The organism is Pseudomonas sp. PICF6 (assembly GCF_009831705.1).
GTDB lineage: Bacteria > Pseudomonadota > Gammaproteobacteria > Pseudomonadales > Pseudomonadaceae > Aquipseudomonas > Aquipseudomonas rhizophila.
In genome coordinates this window covers 115,247-123,384 of record NZ_WUUD01000033.1, presented here as the reverse complement: position 1 = coordinate 123,384, position 8,138 = coordinate 115,247, and the positions used below count along the sequence as shown (strand labels likewise).

6 protein-coding genes are annotated in these 8,138 nt (G+C 62.7%); 5 read left to right on the top strand and 1 reads right to left on the bottom strand.

Going from position 1 to position 8,138, the window contains the following annotated elements; all coding sequences use genetic code 11:
- The coding region (locus tag GSM73_RS23305; protein WP_047228147.1) for a low specificity L-threonine aldolase at nucleotides 1-1,037 on the bottom strand (1,037 nt) is incomplete at its 3' end.
- A gap of 195 nt (nucleotides 1,038-1,232) precedes the next feature.
- On the opposite strand from GSM73_RS23305, the gene GSM73_RS23300 reads away from it, so the two are divergent.
- The 5 genes from GSM73_RS23300 (at nucleotide 1,233) to GSM73_RS23280 (ending at nucleotide 8,038) form a co-directional block, all read left to right on the top strand.
- The gene (locus tag GSM73_RS23300; RefSeq protein ID WP_160893953.1) at nucleotides 1,233-1,937 is read left to right on the top strand and encodes a TraX family protein; all 705 of its coding nucleotides are present in this window, start codon (nucleotides 1,233-1,235) and stop codon (nucleotides 1,935-1,937) included.
- A gap of 217 nt (nucleotides 1,938-2,154) precedes the next feature.
- Nucleotides 2,155-3,408: a serine hydroxymethyltransferase gene (gene glyA / locus GSM73_RS23295; RefSeq protein ID WP_047228145.1), complete on the top strand. Its 1,254-nt coding sequence runs from the start codon at nucleotides 2,155-2,157 to the stop codon at nucleotides 3,406-3,408.
- A 21-nt stretch (nucleotides 3,409-3,429) separates the two neighbouring features.
- Nucleotides 3,430-4,680 (top strand): sarcosine oxidase subunit beta, encoded by a 1,251-nt coding sequence (locus GSM73_RS23290; protein ID WP_003177603.1) that lies wholly within the window; start codon nucleotides 3,430-3,432, stop codon nucleotides 4,678-4,680.
- Nucleotides 4,681-4,694: 14 nt separating this feature from the next.
- On the top strand, nucleotides 4,695-5,024 hold the full coding sequence (locus tag GSM73_RS23285; RefSeq protein WP_003206305.1) for a sarcosine oxidase subunit delta: 330 nt from the start codon (nucleotides 4,695-4,697) through the stop codon (nucleotides 5,022-5,024).
- Complete coding sequence (locus GSM73_RS23280; protein ID WP_047228144.1) at nucleotides 5,021-8,038, top strand: sarcosine oxidase subunit alpha; 3,018 nt, start codon at nucleotides 5,021-5,023, stop codon at nucleotides 8,036-8,038. The genes GSM73_RS23285 and GSM73_RS23280 overlap by 4 nt, the downstream gene beginning before the upstream one ends.
- Nucleotides 8,039-8,138: the final 100 nt, after the last annotated feature.

The window sequence follows — 8,138 nt, the reverse complement described above, 5'->3', positions numbered from 1 at the left end:
GCGCTCATCACTTCCCGAATATCCACCGCCAATTCCCGCACTCGCGCTTCTTCGGTGTCCCACGAGCACATGAACCGCGCGCCGCCCTTGCCGATGAAGGTGTAGAAGCGCCAGCCCTTGGCGGTCAGCGCGGCGATGGCCGGTTCCGAGAGTTGCAGGAATACGCCGTTGGCCTGGACCGGGAACATGAGTTCCACGCCTGGGATGTCGCTCACCAGTTGCGCCAGCAGTTGGGCGCAGTGGTTGGCGTGCCGGGCGTGCTTGAGCCAGGCGTCGTTTTGCAGCAGGCCGACCCAGGGCGCCGAGAGAAAGCGCATCTTCGAGGCCAACTGCCCGGCCTGTTTGCAGCGATAGTCGAAGTCTTCTGCCAGGTCGTGGTTGAAGAACAGGATCGCTTCACCCACCGCCATGCCGTTTTTCGTCCCGCCAAAGCACAGCACATCCACCCCGGCTTTCCAGGTCAGGTCTGCCGGTGAGCAGCCAAGGAAGGCGCAGGCGTTGGAGAATCGTGCGCCGTCCATGTGCAGGTTCAGCCCCAGTTCCTTGCAGGTGGCGCTGATGGCGCGGATTTCTTCCGGGGTATAGACGCTGCCAACTTCCGTGGCCTGGGTCAGGGTCACAACGCGGGGCTTGGGGTAGTGGATGTCCTGGCGCTTGAGGGCGATCTCGCGGATCGAGTCCGGGGTCAGCTTGCCATTTTCGGTGCGCGCCACCAGCAGCTTGGAACCATTGGAAAAGAACTCCGGCGCGCCGCATTCGTCGGTTTCGACGTGGGCGGTTTCCGAGCAGATCACGCTGTGGTAACTCTGGCACAGCGAGGACAGCGCCAGGGAGTTGGCCGCGGTGCCGTTGAACGCGAAGAATACTTCGCAGTCGGTTTCGAACAAGGCACGGAAATCATCCGCCGCGCGGTGGGTCCACTCATCATCGCCGTAGGCCCGCTGATGACCCTGGTTGGCTTCTTCCATGGCCGCCCAGGCTTCGGGGCAAATGCCGGAATAGTTGTCGCTGGCGAATTGTTGACTCTTGTCGGTCATGGCCTTGCTCCTGAAATAGAGAGTCCTGGGTAAGAGATCCCTGACAGAATTCCCGGATGGAGAATTCCGTGGTCCGACGTGCTTTGAGTCCGGCACGCGGTGGTCGATAGTGGTGCGCACTTTACCCAAGATTCGCGGGGGAACACACTGGATGTTTCTGTCAGAAACTCACAACACCCTAGGGCGGCTGTACCCATGAACCGACGCGACGGAGCCTTGGACCTGCTCAAGTGGTTGGCTCTGTTGGCGATGGTGCTCGATCATCTGCGATATGTCGGTTACTCCGTCGATTGGTTGTATGTGCCGGGACGTCTGGCGTTTCCCTGGTTCTGCCTGGCGATGGCGGCGAACCTGGCGCGCAACGGGGCCAGTGCGAGCTCGTGGCGTTACCTCGGCTGGCTGTTGCTGTTCAGCTCAGTGAGCGAAATTCCTTATCGGTTGTTTATTCCTGTGCCAGCTACCTTGAACGTGCTGCCGACCCTGACCCTCGGGTTGCTGGTGGCGCGTAGTTGGCAAACCCATACGCTGGAAGCGCGTTTGCTGGCGGCGGGGGCGTTGCTGCTGGCGGCGCTGTTTTCCTCGCGGCTGATGTTCGGTTTTTTCGGCGTCCTGCTGCCGCTGGCGATGTTGCTGGTATTTCGCCGGCCCTGGTATTTCGCGTTGTTGCCAGGCTTGGTGTGCCTGGCGGCCAACCAGTGGCGGGTGCTGTATGGCGCGGCCTGGCTGGGGGATGCGGTGGCGATCGGCGGGTTGGTGGCGTGTCTGTTTGCGCCATGGCTTGGGCTGGTGCTTTTGCGACACGCTGGTCGTTTTCATCCTCCGCCCATGCGGCGCTGGGCCTACGGTCTGTATCCCGCGCATTTCCTGCTGTTGCTCGCGGTTCGCCAGATCGCCGCATAGCCCTATGGGAGCAAGGCCTGTGGGATAACACAGTGCTATCCCACAGGCCTTGCTCCCCGACTCTTTGAGCGCATGTCGTAAACGCACCTTTGCGTGGCGTCCATAGGCATTTGACCTGCCTGCGCCGGCCATACCATCGCTTCCAAAGGGCACGACCGAACGGTGGTCAGTGCCTCACCGAGACGAAAGGCGCACCGCCGCCGCTGGGAGAGACGCGATGTTCAGCAAGCAAGACCAGATCCAGGGTTACGACGATGCACTGCTGGCGGCGATGAATGCCGAGGAGCAACGCCAGGAAGATCACATCGAGCTGATCGCGTCGGAGAACTACACCAGCAAGCGTGTGATGCAGGCCCAGGGCAGCGGCCTGACCAACAAATACGCCGAAGGCTATCCGGGCAAGCGCTACTACGGTGGCTGCGAGCACGTCGACAAAGTCGAGGCCCTGGCTATCGAGCGCGCCAAGCAGTTGTTCGGCGCCGACTACGCCAACGTCCAGCCGCACTCCGGTTCTTCGGCCAACAGCGCCGTATACCTGGCCTTGCTGCAGGCCGGCGATACCATCCTGGGCATGAGCCTGGCCCACGGCGGTCACCTGACCCACGGTGCCAAGGTGTCGTCTTCGGGCAAGCTCTACAACGCGGTTCAGTACGGCATCGACACCACCACCGGCCTGATCGACTACGACGAAGTCGAGCGCCTGGCGGTCGAGCACAAGCCGAAGATGATCGTCGCCGGCTTCTCGGCCTACTCCAAGACCCTGGATTTCCCACGTTTCCGCCAGATCGCCGACAAGGTCGGTGCCCTGCTGTTCGTCGACATGGCCCACGTCGCCGGTCTGGTCGCTGCCGGTCTGTACCCGAACCCACTGCCTTACGCCGACGTAGTCACCACCACCACTCACAAGACCCTGCGCGGTCCGCGTGGCGGCCTGATCCTGGCTAAGGCCAACGAAGAGATCGAGAAGAAGCTCAACGCTGCGGTATTCCCCGGTGCCCAGGGCGGTCCGCTGATGCACGTCATCGCCGGCAAGGCGGTGTGCTTCAAGGAAGCGGCGGAGCCAGGCTTCAAGGCCTACCAGCAGCAAGTGATCGATAACGCCCAGGCCATGGCTGGCGTGTTCATCAAGCGCGGCTACGATGTAGTGTCCGGCGGCACCGATAACCACCTGTTCCTGGTCAGCCTGATCCGTCAGGGCCTGACCGGCAAGGACGCCGACGCCGCCCTGGGCCGCGCGCACATCACCGTCAACAAGAATGCCGTGCCGAACGACCCGCAATCGCCGTTCGTGACCTCGGGCCTGCGCATCGGCACCCCGGCGGTGACCACGCGCGGCTTCAAGGTCACCCAGTGCGTGACGCTGGCCGGCTGGATCTGCGACATCCTCGACAACCTCGGCGACGCCGATGTCGAGGCCAATGTTGCCCAGCAAGTGGCGGCCCTGTGCGCGGACTTCCCGGTTTATCGCTGAGTCGGTTTTGGAGTAATGACTATGCAACGCTATTCGGGCTTTGGCCTCTTCAAACACTCTCTCAGCCATCATGAAAACTGGCAGCGGATGTGGCGCACGCCGACCCCGAAAAAGGTCTACGACGTGGTCATTGTCGGCGGTGGCGGGCATGGTCTGGCGACCGCCTACTACCTGGCCAAGGAACACGGCATCACCAACGTGGCCGTGGTCGAGAAGGGCTGGCTGGGCGGCGGTAACACCGCGCGCAACACCACCATCGTGCGCTCCAACTACCTGTGGGACGAATCGGCCCACCTGTACGAACATGCGATGAAACTCTGGGAAGGCCTGTCCCAGGACCTGAACTACAACGTGATGTTCTCCCAGCGTGGTGTCTACAACCTGTGCCATACCCTGCAGGACATTCGTGATTCCGAGCGTCGCGTCAGTGCCAACCGCCTCAACGGCGTGGACGGCGAGCTGCTCAACGCCAAACAAGTGGCCGACGAGATTCCGTACCTGGACTGCTCGAAAAACACCCGCTACCCGGTGATGGGCGCCACCGTCCAGCGTCGCGGCGGCGTGGCCCGTCACGATGCCGTGGCCTGGGGCTTTGCCCGGGCGGCGGACGCGTTGGGCGTGGACCTGATCCAGCAGACCGAAGTGATCGGTTTCCGCAAGGAAAACGGCGTGTGCATCGGTGTGGAAACCAACAAGGGCTTCATCGGCGCCAAGCGCGTCGGTGTGGTCACCGCCGGTAACTCCGGACACATGGCCAAGCTCGCGGGCTTCCGCCTGCCGATCGAATCCCACCCGCTGCAAGCGCTGGTGTCCGAGCCGATCAAGCCGATTATCGACAGCGTGATCATGTCCAACGCGGTGCACGGCTACATCAGCCAGTCCGACAAGGGCGACCTGGTGATCGGTGCCGGTATCGACGGCTACAACGGCTACGGCCAGCGTGGCTCGTACCCGGTGATCGAACACACGGTTCAGGCCATCGTCGAGATGTTCCCAGTGTTGTCCCGTGTACGCATGAACCGCCAATGGGGTGGCATCGTCGACACTACGCCGGACGCCTGCCCGATCATTTCCAAGACCCCGGTGCCGAACATGTTCTTCAACTGCGGTTGGGGCACTGGCGGCTTCAAGGCCACCCCGGGCTCGGGCAACGTCTTCGCTGCAAGCCTGGCCAAAGGTGAAATGCACCCGCTGGCCGCGCCGTTTTCCATCGACCGTTTCCACAACGGTGCACTGATCGACGAACACGGCGCTGCTGCCGTCGCCCACTAACAGGAGAAATCCCTATGTTGCACATCTTCTGTCCTCACTGCGGCGAACTGCGCTCCGAAGAGGAATTCCATGCATCCGGCCAGGCGCACATCCCGCGTCCGCTGGATCCGAATGCCTGCACCGACGAGCAGTGGGGCGACTACATGTTCTTCCGTGACAACCCGCGCGGGTTGCACCATGAGCTGTGGGACCACGTCGCCGGCTGCCGCCAGTATTTCAACGTGACCCGTGACACCGTGACCTACGAGATTCTGGAAACCTACAAGATCGGCCAAAAGCCGCAATTCACCGACAAGGCTGACAGTCCGAAAGCGGCCGCGCAGGCTCTGGGAGAGAAGGTATGAGCCAGATCAATCGCCTGTCCAACGGCGGACGGATCGACCGCAACAAAGTGCTGAGCTTCACCTTCAACGGCCAGACCTATAAAGGCTTCGAGGGCGACTCCCTGGCCGCTGCACTGCTGGCCAACGGCGTTGACATCATCGGCCGCAGCTTCAAGTATTCCCGTCCGCGTGGCATCTTTGCCGCCGGCGCCGAAGAGCCGAACGCGGTACTGCAGATCGGCGCCACCGAAGCCACGCAGATCCCTAACGTGCGCGCCACGCAACAGGCGCTGTATCAAGGGTTGGTCGCCACCAGCACCAACGGCTGGCCGAACGTGAACAACGACATGATGGGTATTCTCGGCAAGGTCGGCGGCAAGCTGATGCCGCCGGGCTTCTACTACAAAACCTTCATGTACCCGCAATCGTTCTGGATGACTTACGAAAAGTACATCCGCAAGGCCGCGGGCCTGGGTCGCTCCCCGACCGAGAACGACCCGGACACCTACGACTACATGAACCGTCATTGCGACGTGCTGGTTGTCGGCGCCGGCCCTGCTGGCCTGGCCGCCGCATTGGCCGCGGCCCGCAGCGGTGCGCGGGTGATCCTGGCCGACGAGCAGGAAGAGTTCGGCGGCAGCCTGCTCGATTCCCGCGAGAGCCTGGATGGCAAACCGGCGACCGAATGGGTGGCCGCTGTTGTTGCTGAGCTCAAGTCGATGCCAGATGTGGTGCTGTTGCCGCGCGCCACGGTGAACGGTTACCACGACCATAACTTCCTGACCATCCACGAGCGCCTCACCGACCACCTGGGTGATCGCGCGCCAATCGGCCAGGTCCGCCAGCGCATCAACCGGGTCCGCGCCAAGCGCGTGGTGCTGGCGACTGGTGCCTGCGAACGGCCGCTGGTCTACGGCAACAACGACGTACCGGGCAACATGCTGGCCGGCGCGGTCTCCACCTACGTGCGCCGCTATGGCGTGGCACCGGGCAAGAAACTGGTGCTGAGCACCAACAACGATCACGCCTATCGCGTGGCGCTGGACTGGCTCGACGCCAGCCTGCAAGTGGTGGCCATCGCCGACGCCCGCAGCAACCCGCGTGGCGCGCTGGTGGAAGAGGCGCGTGCCAAAGGCATCCGCATCCTCACCGGCAGCGCCGTGATCGAGGCTCGTGGCAGCAAGCGCGTCACCGGGGCCCGCATCGCCGCCATTGACGTCAAGGCGCACAAGGTCACCAGTCCCGGCGAATGGCTGGACTGCGACCTGGTGGCCAGCTCCGGCGGCTACAGCCCAGTGGTTCACCTGGCTTCGCACCTGGGCGGCAAGCCGATCTGGCGCGAAGACATCCTTGGTTTCGTACCGGGCGAAGCACCGCAGAAGCGCGTGTGCGTCGGCGGCGTGAATGGCGTCTACAGCCTGGGTGACACCTTGGCCGATGGTTTCGAAGGTGGCGTGCGCGCGGCCAACGAAGCCGGTTTCAAAGCGGTGGAGGGTGTGTTGCCCAAAGCCCTGAGCCGCCAGGAAGAACCGACCCTGGCGCTGTTCCAGGTGCCGCATGAAAAATCCACTGCACGGGCGCCGAAGCAATTCGTCGACCTGCAGAACGACGTCACTGCCGCCGCCATCGAACTCGCCACCCGCGAAGGCTTCGAGTCGGTCGAACACGTCAAGCGCTACACCGCACTGGGCTTTGGTACTGACCAGGGCAAGCTGGGCAACGTCAACGGCCTGGCCATCGCGGCTCGCTCGCTGAACGTGAGCATCCCGCAGATGGGCACCACCATGTTCCGCCCGAACTACACGCCGGTGACCTTCGGCGCGATAGCCGGGCGGCACTGCGGGCACATCTTCGAACCGGTACGCTTCACCGCGCTGCATGCCTGGCATGTGAAAAACGGTGCTGAATTCGAAGACGTCGGCCAGTGGAAGCGCCCTTGGTACTTCCCGAAGAACGGCGAAGACATGCACGCTGCGGTCAAGCGCGAATGCAAAGCCGTGCGCGATAGCGTCGGCCTGCTGGATGCCTCGACTCTGGGCAAGATCGATATCCAGGGCCCGGACGCCCGCGAGTTCCTTAACCGCGTGTACACCAACGCCTGGACCAAGCTCGACGTGGGCAAGGCCCGCTACGGTTTGATGTGCAAGGAAGACGGCATGGTCTTCGACGATGGCGTGACGGCCTGTCTGGCGGACAACCATTTCGTGATGACCACCACCACTGGCGGCGCGGCGCGCGTGCTGCAATGGCTGGAGATCTATCACCAGACCGAATGGCCGGACCTGAAGGTGTACTTCACTTCGGTTACCGACCACTGGGCGACCATGACTCTGTCGGGCCCCAACAGCCGCAAGCTGCTGAGCGAAGTCACCGACATCGACCTGGACAAGGACGCTTTCCCGTTCATGACCTGGAAAGAAGGCCTGGTGGGTGGTGTACCGGCGCGGGTGTTCCGTATCTCGTTCACCGGTGAACTGTCGTACGAAGTCAACGTGCAGGCCGACTACGCCATGGGCGTGCTCGAGCAGATCGTCGAGGCCGGGAAGAAATACAACCTGACCCCGTATGGCACCGAGACCATGCACGTATTGCGGGCCGAGAAGGGCTTCATCATTGTCGGTCAGGACACTGACAGCTCGATGACCCCGGACGACCTGAACATGGGCTGGTGTGTAGGCCGGACCAAACCGTTCTCGTGGATCGGCTGGCGTGGCATGAATCGCGAAGACTGTGTGCGTGAGGACCGCAAGCAACTGGTGGGCCTCAAGCCGATCGACCCGAATGTCTGGCTGCCGGAAGGTGCGCAACTGGTGTTCAACACCAAGCAGGCGATCCCGATGACCATGGTCGGTCATGTGACGTCCAGCTACGCCCACAACTCCCTGGGTTATTCATTTGCCATGGGCGTGGTCAAGGGCGGCCTCAAGCGGATGGGCGAACGCGTGTTCGCGCCACTGGCCGACGGCAGCGTGATCGAGGCAGAGATTGTTTCTTCGGTGTTCTTCGATCCGAAGGGGGATCGGCAGAATATTTGATACCTGATCGTTCCCACGCTCCGCGTGGGAATGCATCCCGGGACGCTCCGCGTCCCAAAAGCGGACGCAGAGCGTCCATGGCGGCATTCCCACGCAGAGC